We start from the raw sequence: 21,917 nt of genomic DNA on the forward strand, positions 1-21,917 counted from the left end.
GATGGAGTGATCGGGGGCTGGTTCGGCCAGGAGCGGCTGGTTGCGACGCCCGCTTGGGTTGGCTGCTTCAGGCTGAACTGCGACATTCACGGCGCAGTGCGTGAGTGGCTGCAACGGTCAAGACCGGTCACTCGCTGGTTGTTCTGCAAGGCGCTGCCGGCGCCCAAGTTCCGAGATTTTGAATTGGCGGTCATGGCGCCTTCCGTGCGTGGCATTTCTTCGTTTTTTTAGTTGCGTAGGCCGGCCAGCGTTATTTTTGGATCTATTTTTGCTATTTTTCTGTTCGCCAGCGCACATCATGGAAAAAATATTTTGGATGCGCAATTAAATGACCTCATCTCGGATTCGGCAGCAGAACTGATTTTCATATGAAAAACCACTTTCCCGGCAGCGGGCTTTGCGTACGCAGCCGCACATACATGGAATCAAAAAAGCACCATGATCAATAGTGCGGCCTGCTTGAAGAGAAAAATCATCTGATGACCGGCTTCAGCGTCAGTCATCGAGGTATCCATCACGAGAAATGGACGAAACTCATTTCATTGGAATTGTATGAAAAATTCGGGCGCCCACCATGCCAATATTGAAAACAGGATAATACGCCTGCTTTATCCTTCATCGGCAGATCACTTTGTTGAGCACTGTGAAATCTTCGAATTGATCGCATTATCAGAATTGAGCAAATCAGGCAACCCCATGGAGCACGCTTACTTTCCTGAAAGCGGATGCATCTCCTTGGTCATGGAAATCAACAGCAACCATTCCCTGGGACATTCCCTGGGAATAGGCATGGTAGGGAATGAGGCGATGGTCGGGTCAGAAATCATTCTAGGCAATGCAACACCTCCTCCTTGGAAGATCTTGGTACAACAATCTGGTACCTGCTGGCGAATAAGCCGCACGGATTTAGAAAAGCAGTGCACAGAGATCCCCATGCTCGGTGAATTGATTAAAAAGTTCATACTTGTGCGCTTGCATCAACAGGCACGTTTCACAGTCTGCCTTAACTACCATACGGCAGCCTCCCGTCTGGCCCGATGGCTGTTGATGAGCAGCGACCGATGTGCCGGCAGCTTCCATGTCACACAGCAATTCATGGCACTGATACTGGGCGTACGGCGTGTCAGCATCACCAACATCGCCAGCAGATTTCAGAACGACGGCATGATTGCCTACAAACGTGGTGAGATGATGGTATTGAACCGCGCAGCGCTGGAAAACAGGGCGTGCAGCTGCTACGCGGCAGACAGACAAATCTATTCAAGAATCATGGGAACCCCGGCCTGAAAGACCAAAGTCAAAAATTCAAAAATCCAAGGACGTGCGCCAGCGCACAGACCATCGCTTGGGAACACGATGCAATGCAACTCTACGCCGTGCATTGCAAAGCGCCTTGGAGAGCATCATGAGTCTGACCACCATTCTTCTAATCGTCCTGATCCTGGTGCTTGTAGGCGCTCTGCCTTCATGGCCCCACAGCCGTAGCTGGGGATACGCTCCCAGCATCGCGATAAGCCTGCTGGTGGTGGTGGTCGTGGTATTGCTGCTTACGGGGCGGGCCTAAGTGCCCTCAAAAACACTGAACTGATAGCCACTGCGCATGCGCTTGGCCCGATACATGGCGCGATCCGCATCAGCAATCAATTGCTCCGCAGACACAGGCCATTCGTGTGCGATCACGATGCCCATGCTGGCCTCCACTTTCAGCTCCAGCCCGTTGCAGTGAATGGGGTTGGCTATTTCCCTGCAGATCATTCTGGCCAGGGCGCGCAGCTGCTCCATTTCCGGAGAGGGCTCCAGCAGGCATGCGAACTCGTCGCCTCCCAGCCTGCACACCAGATCCTCGCGGCGGATGAAGGATCTCAGGCGGCCCGATACGACCCTGAGGACTTCATCTCCTGCACTGTGGCCATAGAGATCGTTGATTGTCTTGAAGCCATCCAGATCCATATACAACACCGCGATGGGAATGGCCTGGGGCATGGCAAAGCCGATCGCTCTGGAAAGCCGATCCAGGAATGAGAACCTGTTCGGCAGGGAGGTCAGATGGTCATGTGTCGCCAGGTGATGCGCTGCGCGTTCATCCGCCTTGGTCCTGTCAAGCTCGAAATGCGCCTTTCCCAGGGCGATACGCGTGTTGTGCAACTCCTCGCGCAGTGAATCGCATTGCCGCTGCAGGCCTTGCAAACAGGCTTCAAGCCCCTTGCGCATTCGATTTTCCACGGAGACGCCCAGCCAGTGATTTCGCTCGAAATCCGACTGGATGGCGTGGGGGCGAAGGCCTGCTTCGTCTGCAAAAAAAGCACCTGTTCTTCTTGATCCGATGTGCCTTGGATACCTTTGAGCCATGGTGTTCCTCAGAATTCGCCATGCTTGAGGGAAACGGATGATTCGCAGATCCGGAAGATGAATATCGCCTTCACCATTTCACAGACAAGCCCTTGATCCGCCAGCGATTTCTACATGGCCATGCAGGATGCCAAGCCTGCATGGCACGGTTTACTTCTTGTCCTTGCCGACCTGGTTGCCGATCACTCCACCGACCGCAGCACCACCGACCGTTCCCACAGCGCTACCTCCTGTGAGCACGGCCCCGCCGATCGCTCCTGCACCCGCACCGATCGCCGTGCTTTGATCCCTTTTGGACATATTGCCGCAGCCGGCCAGGCCCATCAGCAGGACTGTCGCCGCCAGGGCGAGCGCATTGACCTTGATTTTTTTCATGGGAGAACCTCTTTGAAACGTAGTGGACTGGCGCATGGCGTGGAGGCTGCCCGCCCTGGTCAGGAACGCCGTCCACCGCACCCGCGCGCTGCGCTGTGCCTGCCATGCCATCCCACAGTGGCCTGTTCGCGCATCGCCGTCGGTGCGGTAGGGCACATCGCCGCGTGTTGCCCGTGAATGTTCGTCTGCGCACAGACGCCGCGGCCTGCGCTCCCTACAAGAGGGCATGTGTCCAAGGGATTGCATCCGCGCAATCCGCACCAGGAGTTCCGCCCATGCCCCGCTTTTCCAACCTCGTCCCGACCTGGGACACCTCCTGCGTCGGCGGGCCTGCCAGCCTGTCGCAGATGGATCGCCTCATGCTCACCGAGCACCTGGCGCACTGCGATGCGCTGAGAAGGCCATTGCTCGCGCTTTGGACGGGATTCACGGCCATCCACCGCATGCTGGGCGAGCGCACGCTGACGGGAATGCTGCTGATCGCAACCCTGGCCGCCGTCGTGTGGCTTGCTCTGTAGTGCGCTGCCCGGAAGCCATGAATGCAAATGCGCAAGCGCTGGAAATGGATACCGCCACATATCAGCCACCTGCTGGATGCCCGCCATGGAGAAGTCCTGGCACCCATCAGGTCGGAGCTTTTTGGCTGCGCACACTTTGAACAGTATGGGATGACCCTGGGGGGCGCGCATGCCGTGGGCCGCCCACGTTTTGGCCAGGCGACGTTCTATCCACGTCTTGAAAACAATCTCAGATCCCTGCGCACCTCATTCAGGTACATCGCCGGCCTGCACCAGGAGGGCCATGAGCTGGGATCCGGCGCAGAGTGGCTTTTCGACAATTTCCACCTGATCGAGGATCAGCTGCGGGAGATCAGCGAAGGCCTTTCCATCCGCTACTACCGCTCGCTGCCCGTCTTGCAGGAGGCCCCGCTCACAGGCCTTCCACGCATCTACCAGGTGGCATGGTCCTTTGTCGCCCACACCGATGGTGCCTTCGATGAATCGCTATTGACCTGCTTTCTTGACGCATACCAGAGCAAGAGCGAACTCAGCCAGGGTGAGCTCTGGGCGCTGCCCACCACGCTGCGGGTGATTCTGGTCGAGAATTTGAGGCGCCTGGCCGAGCGGATTGCGTGCCAGGCGGCGGCCAAGGAGGTGGCCACCCTGGCTGCGGGCCATATCGACAGGCTCGATGCCGCCGGCTTCCACGAAATCCACCGCTTGATGCAATTGCGCGGCGTAGGCCAGGTCTTCCTGTCCCATCTGGCGCAAACACTCTTTGGGCATCGCTCGGTCTTCAGCGACGGCGCGTACATGCAGATCGAAGAGTGGCTGCGCAGTGCAGTGCCCGATCTGGCGGCACTGCAGGTGCAGCAGCATGCCGACAGCGCGGCCGACCACCTGAGCGTGGGCAATGCGGTGGCCTCGCTGCGGCTGGTGGGCGCCGGGGACTGGCCCGGTATCGTGGGCAGGACCAGCCTGGTCGTGCGCGCACTGCAAGCCTCGCCCGTTTTCCTGGCCGAGGACGATGCCAGCCGCAACACTACGCTGCATGGCATAGAGCGCCTGGCCGCACGCAGCCCTGATCGCTCCGAGGCCGCTGTGGCCAGGGCCCTCATCCGGTTGATGGGCCAGTCGCAGGGCGCAGCCCAACTGGCCGGGTACTGGCTGCAGGGCGAGGGACGCGCCCAACTGGAGGACATGTTCGGCGCGCGACGGCCCCTGTCGGACCGCTGGTATGCCATCCTCCTGCTGTCGCGCACGGTCACCTACATCGGCGCCGTTGTGGCGGCTTCGCTGGCCCTGGTGGCATGGATGCTGCACCTCAACGGCGCAGGCAATGCCGCCGCGATGCAGGGTCCGCTGGGTCCCCTGGGCCCGCTAGACGCATGGGTGGGCCATGCAGGCCTGGCCCTGCTGGGACTGCTCATGTTTTTCCCGGCCTCCGAGGCGGTTTTGGCCCTGGTGAACCGGCTCATATGCGAGTCCGCCACTCCAGCGCATCTGCCCCGCTTTCTCTTGAAGGAGGGGATCGGCCCCTCGGCGCGCACCCTGGTAGTCATTCCTGCGCTGCTGAGCAAGCCTGCTGCCATCTCCGAACTGGCACATCGCCTGCAGCTGCACTATCTCGCCAATCCGGAGCACTGTGTCCATTTCGCGCTGCTGAGCGATTGGGCGGATGCGGACCGGCAGGGTACGGCCGACGATGAGCCGCTGCTCGCGCAGGCACACGAACAGATACAGGCGCTCAACCTGCGCTACCCCGCCGGCGAGGGCCAGGCGCAGCGCTTTTTGCTGCTGCACCGCCCCCGGTCCTTCAGCGCGACGCAGGGCCTGTGGATGGGCTGGGAGCGCAAGCGCGGCAAGCTCGAGCAACTGGTGGCCGCGCTGGCGACGGAAATGCCGGCCCCCTTCCTGGAGATGGGCGTGCTGTCCGACCTGCCTGCCGGCGTGCGCTATGTGCTGACGCTGGACAGCGACACCGAACTGCCGCCGGGCCAGGTCAGGGCTTTGGTAGGCATCGCCGAGCACCCGCACAACCAGCCTGAACTGGATGCCACCGGGCGCAAGGTCATACGCGGCTACGGCATCCTGCAGCCGCACGTGGTGTCGCCCTTGCCGCAGACGCGGCAAACCTCTGCCTGGCAGTGGCTTTTTTCCGGACAGCGGGGCATGGACCCCTACAGCGCAGCCACTTCGGATGTGTACCAGGACCTCTTTGGAGAAGGCAGTTTCATCGGCAAGGGCCTTCTCCATGTGCAGGCCCTGCACGCCGTGCTGTCGCAGCGCCTGCCCGAGGACCGCATCCTCAGCCATGACCTGCTGGAAGGCTCGCTGGCCCGCTGCGCGGCGATCTCCGATGTGACCGTGATGGAGTCGGACCCGCTGCACAGCGACACGGCAGCAGCCCGGCTGCATCGCTGGGTGCGCGGGGACTGGCAATTGCTGCCCGTGCTGTGGCACGGCAGGTACTGGCAACTGGCGGCCATCCACCGATGGAAGCTGTTCGACAACCTGCGCCGCTCCCTGGTTGCGCCCGTGTCGCTGCTGCTGATCGTGCTGTCCATGGCAGGACATGGCCTGGCCCTGCCTTTGTCCCTGGCACTGGCGGCGGCGGCCTGCATCACCGGGCCGTTGATAGGCGCCATCGCCGGTGCCCTCCCGCACCATGCGCGATTCGTGGGCAGCCGCTTCGCCCTGCAGTGCGCACGGCAGTTGCTGCAGGTAGCACTGTCCGGCGCGTGGTACCTGGCGCAACTGCTGCCGCAGGCCATGCTCCACGCGGATGCCGTGGCCCGCACGCTGTACCGCATGGCCGTAAGCAAAAGGCATCTGCTGGAATGGACCACCGCCGAAGCATCCCATGCCGCCATCCGGCCCGGCTGGGCGCCGGCCTTGTCAAGGCACTGGCACAGCACCGTGCTCGCGCTTGCGCTGCTGGCGGCCCTGTGGCTGCTGCCCGCCCCGCTGCCAGCCGCGGCATGGCTGCTGCTGTCCGCCTGGGTTTTCACCCCGGCCCTGGTCTGGCTGTGCAATGCCCCGTGGCGGGCCCCTTTCAGCCATGCAGGGCTGCAGACCACAGACCGCGAACTGCTGCAGGACATTGCGCGTGACACCTGGCGGCTTTTCGAGCGCTGCGTGGGCGAAGGCGACAACCACCTGCCCCCGGACAACCTTCAGACGGCGCCGTTCGAGGTGCTCGCCCACCGGACCTCTCCCACCAACATCGGCCTTTATCTGCTCAGCGCCGCCTGTGCGCGGCAGTTCGGCTGGATCGGCACCCAGGATCTGCTGATGCGCCTGGAAGCGACCTCGGCCACGCTGGCCAGGATGGAGCGCCACAACGGCCACTTCCTCAACTGGTATGACACCCAGAGCCTGCAGCCGCTGCTGCCTCGCTATGTCTCCACCGTGGACAGCGGCAACCTCGGAGCCCATCTGCTTGCCGTATCCCGCGCCTGCCTTGAGCTGGCCCGCGCCCCGCTGGATCCTGCGGCCAGCCAGCAGGCGATCCATGCGGCCAGGCGCCGGTTGAAACCCTGCCTGGCGGGTGCAGCGCGCCTGTTGCAGCGCCCGCTGCAGCAGACGGCTATCGGCCAGTTGCTGGACAGCCCCCTGGCCGAGCCCGCAGACATATCGGCCCAGATGATGCTGCAGGGATTGCTGCGCGACGCCTTTGCGGAGCTTCACGCGCTCGATCTGCCGGAACCTGGGGCCGTGGCCGACACCCCGCCCGGGCCGCAGGACCCCTTGCCATGGCTGCTGGCCGACCTGCTGGCCACCCTGCAGTCGGCGGCCCTGGACGTCAGCGCCGTCGGCGCGGGGCAGCAAGATGCGATCTCCCTGCGCCTGCGGACGATGGCCCACACCCTGGAACAGCTGGCGTGGGAAGCGGATTTCCGTTTCCTGCTCGACCCGCGGCGGCAATTGCTGCACATAGGCTACCGGCTCGAGGAGCAGCAACTCGACGCATCGTTCTACGACCTGCTGGCCTCCGAGTCCCGCACCACCAGCTTGCTGGCCATTGCCAAGGGCGACCTTCCCGCCAGGCACTGGAAGGCGTTGGGCCGGCCGTTCTTCGCCCATGGCCGCAACGCGATTTTGCGGTCCTGGTCGGGGTCCATGTTCGAGTACCTGATGCCTTCGCTGGTGGCAGTGGAGCCAGCGGGCAGCGCGCTGGACGAGGCCAACCGCTGCGCACTGCGCGAACAGATGGCTTTTGCCAAGGGCCTGGGCATTCCCTGGGGCATGTCGGAAAGCGCCTATGCGGCGCGCGACCAGTCGCTGGCCTACCAGTACGCCTCCCAGGGAGTGCCCTGCCTGGCACTGCGCCGCACGCCGATGGCAGAGAAAGTCATCGCCCCCTACGCCACGGCGCTGGCCTGCCAGGTGGCTGCGGTACCTGCGTGCGCGAACTTCCGCGCGCTGGCCGCCCTGGCTGCGCGCGGGCGCTATGGCTTCTACGAGGCCCTGGACTTTTCTGCCGCACGGCAAATCCATGGCGGAAGGTTCACGCTCGTCAGCACCTACATGGCCCATCACCAGGGCATGACCATCGTGGCCCTGGCCAATGTGCTGCTGCAAGGGGTTGCACAGCGCTGGGGCTCGGACCACCCCCGCATCCAGGCCATGTCCACGCTGCTGCAGGAGCGCACCCCCCGCGAGCTTGCAGGCCTGAGGCCCGGCGCGCTTGCCGCACCCTTTTTGCATGCCCAGTCCCGACGGCCTGCCAACGCGATCCGCACCGTCGTCCCGGGGGCCCGGGCCATGGAGCCGACCCTCTTGCTGAGCAATGGGCGCTACAGCGTTGCATTGCGCGCCAACGGAGCCGGGTGGAGCCGCCTGGGCAACACCCACATCACGCGCTGGCGCGACGACCTGCTGCGCGATGCGCACGGGAGCTTTGTCTACCTGCGAACGGACCGGGACAGCGCCCCGGTGTCCGTGACCCGCAGCCCGGCACCCGATCCGCAGGCGGCCTACACCAGCACGTTCCACCCGGACCGCATGTGCTTCGATGCCCGCTGGCCGCAATGGCGTGTGCGCACCACGGTCTGGATCAGCCCTGAAGACGATATCGAGCTGCGCAAGGTCGTGCTGAACAACCTGGGTAACCTGCCCATGGACGTGGAGCTGATATCGGCCATGGAGGTGGTCCTGGCCGGCGCGGGCGCGGACGAGGCCCACCCGGCGTTCTCCAGCATGTTCGTGAAGGCGCACTGGCTGGCGCAGCAGCAGCAGGGCATGCGTTTTGAGCGGGTTGCCCGCCACAAGGAGGAGAAGGTGGTGCAGATGGCCCATTTCGTGGCCGGCACGCAGGGGGAGGTCCTGGGCCTGCGCTACCAGAGCGATCGGGCGAAATGGGCCGGCCGCAATCACGCGGCCAGCCAGCCGCAGGCGTGCCTGGAGCCCGCACCGGGTGAAGCTGTCGCGCTGGACACCGGCCTGGATCCCGTCGCCGTGCTGGGCGTGCGCATGCGCGTGGGCCCTGGCGGACAAGTGAGCGTGGTGTTTGCGACGGCTGCCTGCGACAGTGCCAGCACCCTCATGGCCATCCTGGACAAGTACCGCCAGCCCAGCTATGTGGAGCGCACCTCCGTGATCTCCGCCACCTTGGCGCAGGGCCAGGATGCCCTGCAGCACCGGCCCCGGCCCGAGTACCTGCCGGCACTGCAACTGCTGGGCACGGCGCTGATGTTCACCCTGCCCAAGCTGCAGCCCGGCCTGCACCCGCATCGCGCAGGCGCCGTCCGCCTGCCGCAGATCCAGGACCGGCGCGTGCTGTGGCAGTTGGGCCTTTCGGGCGACAGGCCGATCATCGTGGTGAGTGCCGCGGCGCCCCAGGGCCTGGGCCTGCTGCGCATACTGGGACAGGCCCTGGGCGAATGGTCGCGTGCCGGCGTGGCCTGCGACCTGGTCGTGCTCAGCAGCGAGTTCCACTCCTACTACATGCCGGTGCAAGCCGAGCTGAACGCCATCGGCGAACAGCATGAGGCGGCCGGCAACGCCCGCCCAGGGCTGAGCACGACAGGCTTTCATGTCCTGGGCCAGGACACGCTCACCCCCGCGCAGGCAGCCTGCCTGGAGCGCCTGGCATGTGTGCGCCTGCATGCCGATGGCCGTGCATTGCTGCAACAGATCCATGCCTGGAGCGAGCAGTTCGAGGCCCAGGCCAGCCGGCGGCGCACAGCGCATCTGCCCCAGAAAATACCGGTCCAGCCAAGCCGGGGCTCGGCTGTCCCCGCATCGACCGGACAGTTCCTCGGCGACCATGGTCACTTCCAATTCGATGTCAGCGCATCCCGGCGTCCGGGCAGGCCCTGGATCAACGTCCTGGCCAACCCCGGCTTCGGAGGGCAGATATCCGAAAGCGGCGCAGGCAATACCTGGGCGATCAACAGCCGGCTCAATCAGGTCACGGCCTGGTCCAATGATCCCGTCTGCGACATGCCGTCCGAGTGGTTTTTTCTCCAGAACCGGCGCACACGCGAGACATGGAGCGTGGCCCCCAGCGCCTGGGGGCATGCCCAGGCCCGCTACAGCGTGGTGCATGGCCAGGGCTTCACTGAAATCGCCCACCGCCACGGCGACCTGGGCATCCGTGCGCGCTGGTGCGTGGACATCAGGACGGCCGTCAAGCAAGTGCGCATTACCGTGGTCAACCATGGCAACTCCAAGATGCACCTGAGGATGGCGGGCATGGTGGAGTGGATGCTGGGCGAGCGCCGGGCCGACCGCGCCACGCTGGAGACCATGGCCCTGTGGGCAGCAGCGCCCGACAAGCGCTTTCTGGGCCTGCTATGCACCCAGACCGAGGCTGCGGGCGGCTTTGGCGGCGGCACGGCTTTCTTCTGCGAATCGCATGCCGGCGAAGGCACCCTCGCGGGAAAGCACGACAGCCTTGACTGGACCTGCGACCGCAGCGAGTTCTTTGCATCCGACGGACATTTGCAGCTCCCGGCACAGCTGGGGCAGCGCAGCGGATACGGGCTCGAACCCTGCGCAGCCCTGTCGCGCCTGGCCACGCTTCGGCCCGGCGTGGCCTGGGAGCAGACCTATCTGATCGGCCATGCCACGAGTCCCGATGCGGCGCGCCAGTTGCTGGAGCAAGCCACCGCCCTGGCCCCCCGGGCACGAGAACAGGCCAACAGCGACTACTGGGATGGCCTGCTCCAGGCCACGCAGATCCACACGCCCGATCCGCTGATGGACGTGCTTGTGAACCGCTGGCTGCCCTACCAGACGGTCTCCTCGCGGCTGTGGTCCAAGGCCGGTTTCTACCAGGCGGGAGGCGCCACCGGTTACCGCGACCAATTGCAGGACGCCATGGCGCTTGTCTGGGCCGATCCCGGCGTGCTGCGGCAACAGATCACGCTGTGCGCCTCACGGCAATTCATCGAAGGGGACGTGCAGCACTGGTGGCATGCGCCTTCGGGTGCCGGCGTGCGCACCCGCTGCAGCGACGACCTGCTGTGGCTGCCCTTCGCCTGCTCGCACTATCTCCAGGCCACTGGCGACACGGCGCTGCTGCAGCAGCAGGTTCCGTTCCTGGAGGCGCCCGCCATTGCCGACGGCGTGGACGACGTCTACGAAACACCGGGCATCAGCGAAGTTTCGGCTTCGGTCTACGAGCATGCGGCGCGCGCCATCGACCGCAGCCTTGCCGTGGGCGTGCACGGCCTGCCCCTGATGGGCGCAGGAGACTGGAACGATGGCATGAGCGCTGTTGGTCACCAAGGCCGGGGCGAATCGGTATGGCTCGCCTGGTTCCTGTGCGCCATCGTCACGGACTGGATACCGCTGGCACGCGGCTGCGGCGACGAAGCACGCGCCGACGCCTGGCAGACAGCCCTGTCCGGCTGGCGCCAGGCCCTGGATGTTGCAGGCTGGGATGGGCGCTGGTACCGGCGGGCGTTCTTCGATGACGGCACGGTACTGGGTTCGGCCCGGCAGCCCGAGGCGCGCATCGATCTGATTGCGCAGGCCTGGTCGGTCCTGGTCACCACGTCAGGCACCTCGCGCCCGCGCATTGCCATGGAAGCGGTGGACACGGAGCTGGTCCAGCCCGATACAGGCCTGATCCCGCTGCTGGCACCGCCCCTGGTCCATGGCCTTCCGCATGCGGGCTATATCCAGGCCTACCCGGCAGGGGTGCGGGAAAACGGCGGGCAGTACACCCATGCCGGAGCGTGGGCCGTGATGGCCGCCGCTTCGCTGGCCCTGCGCCAGGCGGCGCACGCCACCGCCACCGGCAGCGAGCGCCTCCAGGACACACCCTACCGGTACTTCACCTACCTGAGTCCGGCCCATCGCGCCAGCCATTCCGTATGGGGCAGCCAATACGCCATCGAGCCTTACGCCATGGCTGCAGACGTATACACCCAGCCCCCTTTTGTCGGACGGGGCGGATGGAGCTGGTACACGGGCTCGGCTGCATGGATGCATCGCGCCGCGGTGGAATCCATCCTGGGGCTGCACATCCACGCCGGGGAACTGTTCTTCACCCCCTGCCTTCCTTCCCATTGGCCCCAGGCCGAACTGGTATTGAAACGGGAGGGCCGCAGCATGCGCTTTCTCCTGATTCGCGGCAGCGCCGACGCGCTGGCGGCCAGGTGTGCCGTGGAGGGCGCGGTCATGCTCCAGGTATCGCAGAGGCTGCGCTGGACAGAGCTGGCAGCGCACAGCTGCTTTGTCATCCCTGTGCAAGAGGCCGCGATCGGGACCTAGCAAGCGGTGATGTCCGGCAGCAACCGGTCGTACTCTTTTCTCACCACCGCATAGCACTCGCAGGAGCGCTGCTCCAGGCCCGTACGGTCCAGCACACTGATGCGGCCACGCGAATAGCGGATGATCTCGGCGCGCTGCAGCTTCAGCGCGGCCTCGGTCACTCCCTCGCGGCGGACTCCGAGCATGTTGGAGATCAGCTCCTGCGTCATCACCAGGTCCGTGCCCTGGAGCCGGTCCAGGCTCAGCAGCAACCAGCGGCAAAGCTGCTGGTCAAGTGAATGGTGACGGTTGCAGACGGCGGTCTGGGCCATCTGGGTGATCAACGCCTGCGTGTAGCGCAGCAAGAGGTGAAGAACCGGGCCACCGCGCTCGAACTCCGCCTGCATGGCGCCGACCTTCAGCCGATAGCCCCTGCCGGCGCTTTGCACGACCGCCCTGCTGGTCGTGGACCCTCCGCCCATGAAGAGGGAAATGCCCACAATCCCTTCGTTGCCCACCACCGCGATCTCCGCCGACGCACCGTTCTCCATCACGTACAGCAGGGAGACGATCGCCGTCGTGGGAAAGTACACGTGACTCATGACCCGGCCCGCTTCATACAGCACCTGGCCCAGGGCAAGCTCCACGGGCTCCAGCGCAGGCTCCCACCGCTGCCATGGCTCGGGTGGCAAGGAGTCGAGCAAATGATTGCCGGTGGACGCGGCGCAAGAGGGCATAAAGGCAATTCCAGTGCAGTCATCCCGGCACTTCAAGAGAGTCTGGAGACAGCAGAAATGACGCTCTTGCATCTTACGGGCCAGGCCCACCGGCTCTGTGCGGTACCGCACATACCGGCAGTGGCATCTGTGCCTGGCCCTGCGGGCCCCCCGCATCCAGAAAGCCCCCCGAAAACCCTTGTGCCGCCACGCTTACAACATAATTTGTCTGCGGCTGGTTTGACTACATCCCATCGCCTGGACCAGGAACACAGTGGACTTTCAAGAGCCATCTTGGCTTTTGAAGACCATAGGAGTTTCACATGTCCGTTTCCCAGAACACGCCAGGCAAAAGCCAGCAGCCCGTTGGCCAGCCCAGCAAGCCCCAGCCACAGCAAACTGCTCCCAAGCAGCATCAGCCGGGCTCCGCTGAAGAGCAAAAGAAGCAAGCCCATCAAGGGCAACCGAAGCAGTAATCCAGCCGCTCCGTAACGAAAAAGGGCCCTCGGGCCCTTTTTGATTTCAATGGACGCAAAGGACGGGTTTCTGCATCCGGCCGGTCCATCAATCCTTGTGTTTGATCCACGTGGCTCCAGCCGCCTCCCCGCATCCGGCGCCCACCAGGCCACCGACGGCGCCCCCAACGAATATTCCAACCGGTCCTCCCACGGCTGCGCCCAGTGCAGACCCCAGTGCTGCGCCAAAAATCATGAAGCCGGCCACCATGGTTGATTTGGACTCCCGCAAGGCCTCTGCCTTGCCCATTCGAATCTGTGCTGCCTGGTCGGGGTCCTGCGAAGGAACGCCGTGCCCTGGGACCGCCTGATCGGCAAGATCAGGGTCCTGAGGCCTGCCAAGCAGTGACCTCAGTGAAATCGATGCAGTCATGGCCTTCTCCTCGAAGATGAGGAAGAGATAGATGCACCCCGCCTCGACCATGTTTTAAGCCCATGCCAGAATTTTCGATGAGGTCCGCCCCGCCGAAATTGCGTAAGCAAACAGCCTCATCAGTACGGCAGGGTGTCGAAGCCATGAATGGCAGGAGGTCAGGCGAGCAAACCGGCCACCGCGACGGTATGGCAGGCGCTGCCGGCAACCACGAACAGGTGCCAGATGCCGTGCGCGTGGCGCATGCTCGCCAGACGACGGTAGAACACCGTTCCTGCCGAATAGAGCAGTCCGCCGGCGAGCAGCCAGGCCAGGGTCTGCGCACCATGGCGAAAGGCCACCGGCACCGCGCCCCCCAAGCTGAGCCAGCCAAGGCTGATGTACAGGGACAGGCGCGGCGGCGAATCGAAACCCAGTGCACGTATCGCACCCTGGAATGCGAGTCCCCATACGCCGCCAAGCAGCAGCCAAGCCCACAAGCCAGGGGGCGCCATCAAGGCAAAGGGCGTGTGGCTGCCGGCAATCAGCAGGTAAATGCAGGCGTGGTCGACGCGCTGCCAGAAACCCTTGCGCACCCCGGTACAGCCATGAAAGAGGGCCGATGCGCCAAACAGCGCCGCCAGAGACAGGCCAAACACCACAGCGCCCACAATCTTGCGCGCATCGCCGCCGGCCACCGTTTCGCAGATGAGAACCACACTGGCCGCCAGGCCCACGGGCAGGGCTGCCAGATGACTCCAGGTATTGAACCGTTCGCCGGGCCGGCCCCAAACGCAAGGGCCGTGCGGCGAGCCTGCCTGCAAATCTTGCATGGAGCCTCCTGGCGCATGGCTGAGCAACGCCGGGCGCGGTGGCCCGGCTCGGCCACCCTAAGGCCCGGACGTGACAGGGCAATGATGGCAACGGACACGCTTGAGGGCCCGTCCACCGGACACCACACGACGTGCAGCGCCAAATTGAAAATCAGGCCTTGAAACCATCCTCAAACCATCCATATGGATGGCATAAGGATGTTCCATGGCCACAACCACCTCCACCCCTCGCGTGAGCGAATCCGAGAAGCTCACCATCAATCTGGGCTATGTCGACCTGGGCCAAATCGACCTGCTGGTCGCCGAAGGCTTCTACGCAAACCGCAGTGATTTCATCCGTACAGCGATACGCAATCACCTGCGCAGCCACGCGGACGCGTTGCAACAGGTCGTCGCCCGCAAGATGCTGGTCCTGGGTATGCAGCATTTCTCCCAGGCCGATCTCATGCGGGTGCAGGCTGCCGGGGAAAAGCTGCAGATCCGGGTGCTGGGCCTGGCCAGCATTGCGCAGGACGTGCCTGCGCAGCTGGCCGCAGAAACCATCGAATCCATCACGGTGCTGGGAGCGCTCCAGGCCAGCCCCGCCGTTCGTGCCGCTCTGGCCGGCCGCATTACCTGAGAACCATTCCATGAAACAGCTTTTTCACGACATGCTGGGCGAGGCTACACGCCTGACGCGCACTGGCAATTTGCTGGAAGCAACCGAGCTGATTCAGCGCACGTTGCGAGGCGAAAGCCCGCCCGCGCCCGCGCCCGTGCCCCACGGCAAGACAGCCGCAACCAGTCATAGGGAAGAAGGCTGGATCGTCGATGCTGAAGCCCGCTTCATCGACGATGCTCCCGAACTCGCCGTGCCTGCGGGCTCATCGCAGGCAGACAGCTCCAGCGACGAGCAATGGCTGCGCGGCAGCTACTCGCACGGAGGCCGGCAGCTGGCCTATCGGCTGTATGTGCCGCCAGGCAGTGCACTTGAAGCGGGGCCTCGGCCGCTCGTCCTCATGCTGCACGGTTGCACCCAAGGGCCGGAAGACTTCGCCGCCGGCACGCGCATGAATGACCAGGCACGCAGGGCTGGTGTATTGGTGCTCTATCCCGAACAAACACAGCATGCGAACTCGCAAAAATGCTGGAACTGGTTCAAGGCCCAGCATCAGCAGCGGGGCCGGGGCGAGCCAGCACTGCTGGCGGGCCTCACACGCCAAGTGGTGGCTGACCATGGCGCGGACGCATCGCGTGTCTATGTCGCCGGACTATCGGCTGGCGGTGCAATGGCGGACATATTGGGACGCACCTATCCTGAGCTGTTCGCCGCCGTGGGCGTGCATTCGGGCTTGCCCGCCGGTGCTGCGTCCAATCTGCCATCAGCCCTCGAGGCGATGCGAAGAGGCGCAGCATCAGGCTCGGCCAGCGGTCCCAGCGTGTGTCCGGTGATCGTGTTTCACGGCGATGCCGACACGACGGTGCACCACGACAACGGCGCGGCCGTGGTGAATGCTGCACGCAGCGCGCAAAGTCCCCAAGGCGCACCTCGCGTCATCCAGGGCCATGCGCCGAACCGCCAGCGATTCACCCGCTCTGCCTATGTCGCGGCCGACGGAAGTACTGCCATTGAACACTGGCAACTGCATGGCGCAGGCCACGCATGGTCCGGCGGCAGCTCAGAGGGCAGCTACACCACGCCAGGAGGAATCGACGCCAGCGCCGAGATGCTGCGCTTCTTCCTTTCGCACAAGCGTGCTCACGGCTGCTGACGCGCGGCACCGGCAGCGAGCTCGCGAGGAGGCCCTGGGCGGCAGCAACCGCTGCGGAGCAGCCGGCAGCTGCAGATTTCCGAACACTGGTCTCAGGCTGAGAGCTGGACGCAGGAGCTTCAACATCGAACATCGGCGGCGATCAACAGTTGAACTTGATGGTCGCTGGCTGCAATCTCCAAGAATCGGCGTCCACCTCGGCCCGGCCCCTTGGCGACGATTCACCGTGCCATCAGGCAAAATCCGGAACATCGGGAACGCTTGGCGTCAGGTCTGCCGAGAGGCCCAACTTGAAGAATGGAACAGTATCAATGGCACTGACGAAGAAGGGCGAGTTCTGGTACGGGACGACTTCCGGCGACACCCAAGCCGAGCTGCGCAGCTACAGCGTTGCGAATGGCCATGAGGCCGTCCGGTTTGCCTCGTCCAAATGCGATTGCGGGTGCCGGACTTTTGCGCTGCAGACGGATGAGGAAGCCGGCGTGGCCATCCGCACCTGCACCGACTGCGGGCAGGAACACCTGATGGGCGACAGCGCGGAATATGTTGAAGAGGCCACCCCCGAGGCACACGAGTGCGTGTGCGAGAACGAGACGTTCGAACTGATGTCCGGCGTCTCCGTGTACGAAGGCACACATGACGTGCGCTGGTACTACATCGCTTGCCACTGCGTGGAATGCAATCTGGTTGGAGTCTTCGCAGACTGGAAGTGTGAAGCGGGTGATGCGGCGGCCTTCCTCGCCAAGGTATGAGCGCGCGGGATCAAGACGCGCTGCTCAAATATCTGGTCAAGCGGGTTTGCCGGGTGCATGCAGGCGATAGCGCAAAAAACGAGTCCCCTCGATATCCAATGCGCCATCTGGCCGAAATCCCAGCTTGAGAATCCCTTTTATTCTGGTTCTTGAAGGTGGCAGCAAAATCGTGATGGAGTTCAGCCCCAAGCCAGTGAATGCACGTTTCACTATCTCTTGATAGATGGCCTTGCCACTTCCCCAGAACTTGGGGTGAAGCACCAAAGCGAGGTCGGCATCACCTTCCTCGTACTGCAAGCCGCCCCAGCCGGCAAATTGCTGATCAATTTCAAACGCCCACGGCCCATAGCCGTATTGCTGCCACTGGGCATCTTTTTTCTGAGCCCATTCATTTGCTTTCGCCAGGTCGAAATCCGCAGTTCCAAGCGGCATTTGTCGCAGCACATCTGGATTGTTGTTCAGCGAAACAATATGAGCCGGATCAACTTCAGTGAGCCGCTTAAATTTCAAATTCATGCCTGTATCTGGTTGTCTATCCATCAAATTCAAAGCGTACCAAAACGGTGGTTGCCGACCGTGTATCTGAGCGTCAACCAAGGGGGCAGCAGTCCACAGTGCGGGGTTGCTGTTGCTGCAAGGCAGGCGCCATGCGAGCTGCGGCCTGCTTCCAGCTAGCCCTGGTATCGCAGGTGAATAAGAGGATAAGGGCGTCCCTGCGAATCCACCTCCGAACGTCCAGTTTCAACGAACCCCATCCGTTGATAGAAGCCAACCGCTTGGGAGTTCTGCATGTTGACGTCTGTGCCTAATGCCCCGTGCAGCGCCAATCCATGCTGCAACAACCTGCGGCCGATGCCGGTGCCACGGACATCCGGATCGATGAACAGCGCCTCCATGTGCGTGCCATCGATCAGCATGAAGCCATGGGGCTGGTCATGTTCATCGACGGCAACAGTCACCGGCGCATGAGGCAGAAACTCGACCACTTCGGCATCAATTGCCTTTCGATCATCGGGACTGAGAAAGTGATGGGTGGCGTCTACGGAACGCCGCCAAAGGTCAACCAGGGCGGCGCCATCTTCAGGACGTGATGTGCGGAGTGTGTACATGGCAACTTTGCAAATGATTCAGCGTTGCGTGAAGTATGACGGTACACACCTGCGAAGTCGTCGCGGCTCCTGTGGAATGCGCTGAACGGCGGCGCTGTTTCGGCAGCGCCTATGCATGGGTCGCAATAGGAAACTTTGCGGAGCCCCTGAGTCCCGCCGGCAACTCATCTGAAACCCGTCGCTGGGGCGGCTTTGCCTTGGTGACAGCTTGGCTTCACTTTCTGATCAGTGGTGCGCAAGCACCCCCCAACGCGCGGCGACGCACAGCCACCAGACCCGCCGCCAGCAGCGAAAGCAGCGCCAGCGCCCAGGGGCCGAGTGCGGGGATGGCCTGCGGGGCCAGCAGCACGGGCAGGCCGGGGTCGGTGATCTGGTTGGGCACGGAATCGCTGTCACCCACGCCGCCATCGGCCAGGGTGAAGGTCACGCTCAGGCCGTCGGGCGCAAACTGCGCACCGGGCAGCGCATACCAGTGCGGCTGCGCGCAGGCAGCGCCGGTGCAGCCCAGCCCGTCGGGGCTGGGGCCGTATTTGTAATAAACGGCGCCCTGCGGAACTGGTGTGGTGAAGTGCACGGTCACCTGTGCATCTGCATTGCCAGCGACACGCCCCAGCACCAGCCCCAGCGGCGCGTGCACCGCACGCACATGGGACGGCAAGGGCGCGGGCAAGGTGGAGGCAAATGCGGCGCTGCTGATCTCCCAGCCGTTCGCGCCGTCCACCTCCACCGCCCCCAGATTGCCGTTGCCGCCCGCACCCTGCCACGGTGCGCTGCACTGCTGCGCTGCGCCGCCATATTCACCGCTGCACTGCCATTTGTATTGGCCGCCAGCGGATAGCACGGTCCCTGGCGTGCCCGTGACGCACAGATTCGCGCTGGGCTTGAAGGCCACAGCGCCGTTGGCCGCTGAGCCGCAGGTGGCATCGACCGGATCGTGGGTGAAAGTGGCGCTCACGCTGCGCGGGCTGGTCACATTGGTGAGCTGGCATGCACCCGTGCCCGTGCAATCGCCCGCCCAACTGGTGAAGTGATAGCCCGCATCGGGCGTGGCGGTGCAGCTTGCGCCCTGCCCATGGTTAACGGGGTTGGGTGCGCAGGTGACCGTGCCGTTTGTGGTGACGGGGGCGATGCTGATGGGGTAGGTGTTCAGCGCGAAGGTGGCACTCACGCTGCGCGGGCTGGTCACGTTGGTGAGCTGGCATGTCCCCGTGCCCGCGCAATCGCCCGACCAACTGGTGAAGTGGTAACCCGTATTGGGCGTGGCGGTGCAGTTTGCATCCTGGCCGTGGGTGACGGGGTTGGGCGTGCAGGTGACTGTGCCGTTGGCCGGGGCGGGGACGATGCCGATGGAGTAGGTGTTGAGCACAAATGTGGCACTCACGCTGCGCGGGCTCGTCACGTTGGTGAGCTGGCATGCCCCTGTGCCCGCGCAATCACCTGACCAACTGGTGAAGTGATAGCCCGCATCGGGCGTGGCGGTGCAGCTTGCGCCCTGCCCATGGTTAACCGGGTTGGGTGTGCAGGTGACCGTGCCGTTGGTGGTGGCGGGGGTGATGCTGATGGGATAGGTGTTCAGCGCGAAGGTCGCACCCACGCTGCGCGGGCTGGTCACGCTGGTGAGCTGGCATGCACCCGTGCCCGCGCAATCGCCTGACCAACTGGTGAAGTGGTAGCCCGCATCGGGCGTGGCGGTGCAGCTTGCGTCCTGGCCGTGGGTGACGGGGTTGGGTGCGCAGGTGACCGTGCCGTTGACGGCGGCGGGGGTGGCGATGGAGTGGGTGTTGGGCGTGAAGGTGGCCGAGACGGTGCGCGACGCGGTCACGCTGGTGAACTGGCATGCACCTGTGCCCGTGCAATCGCCCGACCAACTGGTGAAGTGGTAACCCGCATCGGGCGTGGCGGTGCAGCTTGCATCCTGGCCGTGGGTGACGGGGTTGGGCGTGCAGGCGACTGTGCCGTTGGCCGGGGCGGGGACGATGCCGATGGAATAGGTGTTGAGCACAAATGTGGCACCCACGCTGCGCGGGCTGGTCACGTTGTAGAGAATGCACGCGCTGGCAGTGCCCGCGCAATCGCCCGACCAATGGGTGAAGTGGTAGCCCATAGCGGGCGAGGCGACGCAGATAGTGTCTTGCCCATGGGGCACGGGGTTGGGCGTGCAGTTCACGCTGCCGCCGGTGACGGCGGGGGTGGCGATGGCGTAGGTAATGGGCGCGAAGGTGGCTCCCACGCTGTGCGCGCTGGTCACGTTGGTGAACTGGCATGCACCCGTGCCCGCGCAATCGCCCGTCCAGCCGGTGAACTGAAAGCCCGTTTGCGGCGTGGCAGTGCAGCCAGCGCCCTGGCCGTGGGGCACGGGGTTGGGCGTGCACGACATGCTCCCGCCCGTGGTGGCAGTAGTGGTGATGGCGTAGGTGATGAGCGTCGTATTGGCAGAGACGGTGGTAGCCCCGAGAACCACGGGCTGGCAAGCCCCCACGCCGCTGCATGCGCCGCCCCAGCCGCTGAAGGGGCGGGCGACAGGGTCGTGCACCGTGGCCGCGCAGGTGGCGCTGGAGCCATGGGTCACGGGGTTCGGGGTGCACTGTGCGCTGGCGATGCCCGCATCCGTGTTGACTGTCACCATGTATTGGCGCGGTGCCAGGCAAGCGGCCGTGGTGCCGCCGCTGATGCCCGCGCAATTCCAGCGGAAGGCATCGGCCGCGGCAGACTGGTTGGTGGCCGAACCGGCGCTGCACAAGAGGGTTGGCAAGGTGAGCGAAGGCGCCGTGCTGCCACACGCGCCGTTGGTGGGCGGCGGGGCGAAGGTGGCGCTGATGGTGCAATTGCCGGTAATGGTCGCAGTGGTGTAGGTGTTGCCCGCAAGCGATCCGCCGCAGCCGCTGGCCTGCACCGTATAGCCCGGTGGCGTGGTGAGCGTGAAGCTGGCCTGCTGCCCCGCCGCTACATCGCGCCCCGCCTCGATGCTGCCGCCGCCCGTGGCCTGGGAGGTAACGAGGTAGGCGCGAGGCACGGAGCATTGCGGCGAAGGGTTGCCGCCGTAGCTGCTCTGGCACACCCAGGAGAAGGAGTAGGTTTCACCCATCACGCCGCTGGTCGTGCCCACGCTGCACAGCAAGGCATCTGGCGGATAGCGGCGAGGCGTGGCGCTGCTGGCACTGCCGCACACGCCATCGAGCTGCACGGAACCGGCCTCGACCGTCATGCCGATGGAGGTCTGCGGCTCGGCCACCCAGGCCGGGTTGTGGCTCGCCCCTGAATACCAGGTCAGCCCGTCGTTGGTGGCCGTGGTGATCTGGCGGCGGATCATGGTCTGACCGATGCTGCGCACCACCACCCAGGCAAAGTCGCCCGCCGCCACGATGCGGTCGCCCGTGAACACGCGCATGCCTGGCGTGGCCGCGTCGGCGGTGAAGGGGGCGCAGGCCGTCATGTCCACGAACGGCGTGGCGGCGCTGGCGTCGGTTGCGCACACTTGCAGCTCGAACTGGTCGATCTGGGTGAGATTCATCTTCACCTGCGTGATGCGCAGCGACTGGCTGCCAATCGGGATCCGGTTGGCCACCCACAGGTTGGTGTGGTAGCTGGAGTTGTGCTGGATGAGCCACGGGTCATTGGCGGCTGCCAGGTTGTCGAATACCGTGACTGCACCAGCAGACACTGAAGCCGCCGCCGTCAGCAGCAGCATGGCAATTCGAAGGGCAAGGGTTTTCATGGCGATGTGGTGGGTGGGTGGAGCTGTGTTCCACCCAGCCGCGATCGGCCATGAAAAATGCTTTCAGCACTTGTGTATCAAGCGCTGAAAGCCATGTTTATGGAAGCGTGTGGCACGGGTGGATGCGCACTGCCGGCCATCTTGCGGGCGCGCAGCCCTGGCGGCTTGACTGTGCGTTCGTGCCGCGCTTGACTGGACGTTTCGCAAGCCTCACCCCCCAAAAAAAAGGGGCGTTCCCCTCCCC

The 21,917-nt window shown here is 64.2% G+C and carries 17 protein-coding genes; 9 read left to right on the plus strand and 8 right to left on the minus strand.

Features of this window, described 5'->3' with window-relative positions; genetic code table 11:
- The 3 genes from BW39_RS32090 to BW39_RS26465 form a co-directional block, all read left to right on the plus strand.
- On the plus strand, nt 1-231 hold a 231-nt coding region (locus tag BW39_RS32090), incomplete at its 5' end, for a hypothetical protein (protein ID WP_043825136.1).
- 321 nt (nt 232-552) lie between these two features.
- On the plus strand, nt 553-1,287 hold the full coding sequence (locus BW39_RS26460; RefSeq protein ID WP_052155433.1) for a Crp/Fnr family transcriptional regulator: 735 nt from the start codon (nt 553-555) through the stop codon (nt 1,285-1,287).
- 118 nt (nt 1,288-1,405) lie between these two features.
- Nucleotides 1,406-1,564, plus strand: coding sequence for a DUF3309 family protein (locus BW39_RS26465; protein WP_034398712.1), 159 nt, complete (start codon nt 1,406-1,408; stop codon nt 1,562-1,564).
- Here the strand turns inward: BW39_RS26465 and BW39_RS26470 are convergent.
- Nucleotides 1,561-2,349, minus strand: coding sequence for a GGDEF domain-containing protein (locus BW39_RS26470; RefSeq protein WP_081816297.1), 789 nt, complete (start codon nt 2,347-2,349; stop codon nt 1,561-1,563). The two genes, BW39_RS26465 and BW39_RS26470, sit on opposite strands and share 4 nt — an antisense overlap.
- Nucleotides 2,350-2,499: 150 nt before the next feature.
- Nucleotides 2,500-2,724 carry a glycine zipper 2TM domain-containing protein gene (locus tag BW39_RS26475; RefSeq protein WP_013801898.1) on the minus strand — a complete coding sequence of 75 codons (225 nt, stop codon included), beginning with the start codon at nt 2,722-2,724 and terminating at the stop codon, nt 2,500-2,502.
- 275 nt (nt 2,725-2,999) lie between these two features.
- On the opposite strand from BW39_RS26475, the gene BW39_RS26480 reads away from it, so the two are divergent.
- Both BW39_RS26480 and BW39_RS26485 read left to right on the plus strand, forming a co-directional pair.
- On the plus strand, nt 3,000-3,242 hold the full coding sequence (locus tag BW39_RS26480; RefSeq protein ID WP_013801897.1) for a hypothetical protein: 243 nt from the start codon (nt 3,000-3,002) through the stop codon (nt 3,240-3,242).
- Nucleotides 3,243-3,392: 150 nt separating this feature from the next.
- Nucleotides 3,393-11,951 carry a GH36-type glycosyl hydrolase domain-containing protein gene (locus BW39_RS26485; protein ID WP_442854810.1) on the plus strand — a complete coding sequence of 2,853 codons (8,559 nt, stop codon included), beginning with the start codon at nt 3,393-3,395 and terminating at the stop codon, nt 11,949-11,951.
- Here BW39_RS26485 and BW39_RS26490 read toward each other — a convergent pair.
- Nucleotides 11,948-12,667: a Crp/Fnr family transcriptional regulator gene (locus tag BW39_RS26490; protein ID WP_034398720.1), complete on the minus strand. Its 720-nt coding sequence runs from the start codon at nt 12,665-12,667 to the stop codon at nt 11,948-11,950. The two genes, BW39_RS26485 and BW39_RS26490, sit on opposite strands and share 4 nt — an antisense overlap.
- 302 nt (nt 12,668-12,969) lie before the next feature.
- Between BW39_RS26490 and BW39_RS31580 the strand changes: the two genes are divergently transcribed.
- Nucleotides 12,970-13,122, plus strand: a complete 153-nt coding sequence (locus BW39_RS31580; RefSeq protein WP_013801894.1) for a hypothetical protein — start codon at nt 12,970-12,972, stop codon at nt 13,120-13,122.
- Nucleotides 13,123-13,210: 88 nt separating this feature from the next.
- Here the strand turns inward: BW39_RS31580 and BW39_RS26495 are convergent, their stop codons facing one another.
- Together BW39_RS26495 and trhA are read right to left on the minus strand one after the other, a co-directional pair.
- Nucleotides 13,211-13,534: a hypothetical protein gene (locus tag BW39_RS26495; RefSeq protein ID WP_052155436.1), complete on the minus strand. Its 324-nt coding sequence runs from the start codon at nt 13,532-13,534 to the stop codon at nt 13,211-13,213.
- Between the two features lie 158 nt (nt 13,535-13,692).
- Complete coding sequence (gene trhA / locus BW39_RS26500; RefSeq protein ID WP_043825138.1) at nt 13,693-14,346, minus strand: PAQR family membrane homeostasis protein TrhA; 654 nt, start codon at nt 14,344-14,346, stop codon at nt 13,693-13,695.
- A 205-nt stretch (nt 14,347-14,551) separates the two neighbouring features.
- On the opposite strand from trhA, the gene BW39_RS26505 reads away from it, so the two are divergent.
- The 3 genes from BW39_RS26505 to BW39_RS26515 all read left to right on the plus strand — a co-directional run bounded on the left by BW39_RS26505 (nt 14,552) and on the right by BW39_RS26515 (nt 16,849).
- Complete coding sequence (locus BW39_RS26505; RefSeq protein ID WP_013801892.1) at nt 14,552-14,965, plus strand: CopG family transcriptional regulator; 414 nt, start codon at nt 14,552-14,554, stop codon at nt 14,963-14,965.
- Nucleotides 14,966-14,975: 10 nt separating this feature from the next.
- Nucleotides 14,976-16,097 (plus strand): extracellular catalytic domain type 1 short-chain-length polyhydroxyalkanoate depolymerase, encoded by a 1,122-nt coding sequence (locus BW39_RS26510; RefSeq protein WP_043825140.1) that lies wholly within the window; start codon nt 14,976-14,978, stop codon nt 16,095-16,097.
- A 311-nt stretch (nt 16,098-16,408) separates the two neighbouring features.
- Nucleotides 16,409-16,849, plus strand: a complete 441-nt coding sequence (locus BW39_RS26515; RefSeq protein ID WP_043825141.1) for a hypothetical protein — start codon at nt 16,409-16,411, stop codon at nt 16,847-16,849.
- 36 nt (nt 16,850-16,885) lie between these two features.
- Here BW39_RS26515 and BW39_RS30670 read toward each other — a convergent pair whose 3' ends face one another.
- The 3 genes from BW39_RS30670 to BW39_RS26525 form a co-directional block, all read right to left on the minus strand.
- Nucleotides 16,886-17,365, minus strand: coding sequence for a GNAT family N-acetyltransferase (locus BW39_RS30670; protein ID WP_081816298.1), 480 nt, complete (start codon nt 17,363-17,365; stop codon nt 16,886-16,888).
- Nucleotides 17,366-17,520: 155 nt separating this feature from the next.
- Nucleotides 17,521-17,958 (minus strand): acetyltransferase, encoded by a 438-nt coding sequence (locus tag BW39_RS26520; RefSeq protein ID WP_043825142.1) that lies wholly within the window; start codon nt 17,956-17,958, stop codon nt 17,521-17,523.
- A 214-nt stretch (nt 17,959-18,172) separates the two neighbouring features.
- Entirely contained in the window at nt 18,173-21,673 is a 3,501-nt protein-coding gene (locus BW39_RS26525; protein ID WP_235264288.1) for an IPTL-CTERM sorting domain-containing protein, read from the minus strand.
- Nucleotides 21,674-21,917: the final 244 nt, after the last annotated feature.

Source organism: Delftia sp. RIT313, from assembly GCF_000632165.1.
Taxonomy (GTDB): Bacteria; Pseudomonadota; Gammaproteobacteria; order Burkholderiales; family Burkholderiaceae_C; genus Comamonas; species Comamonas acidovorans.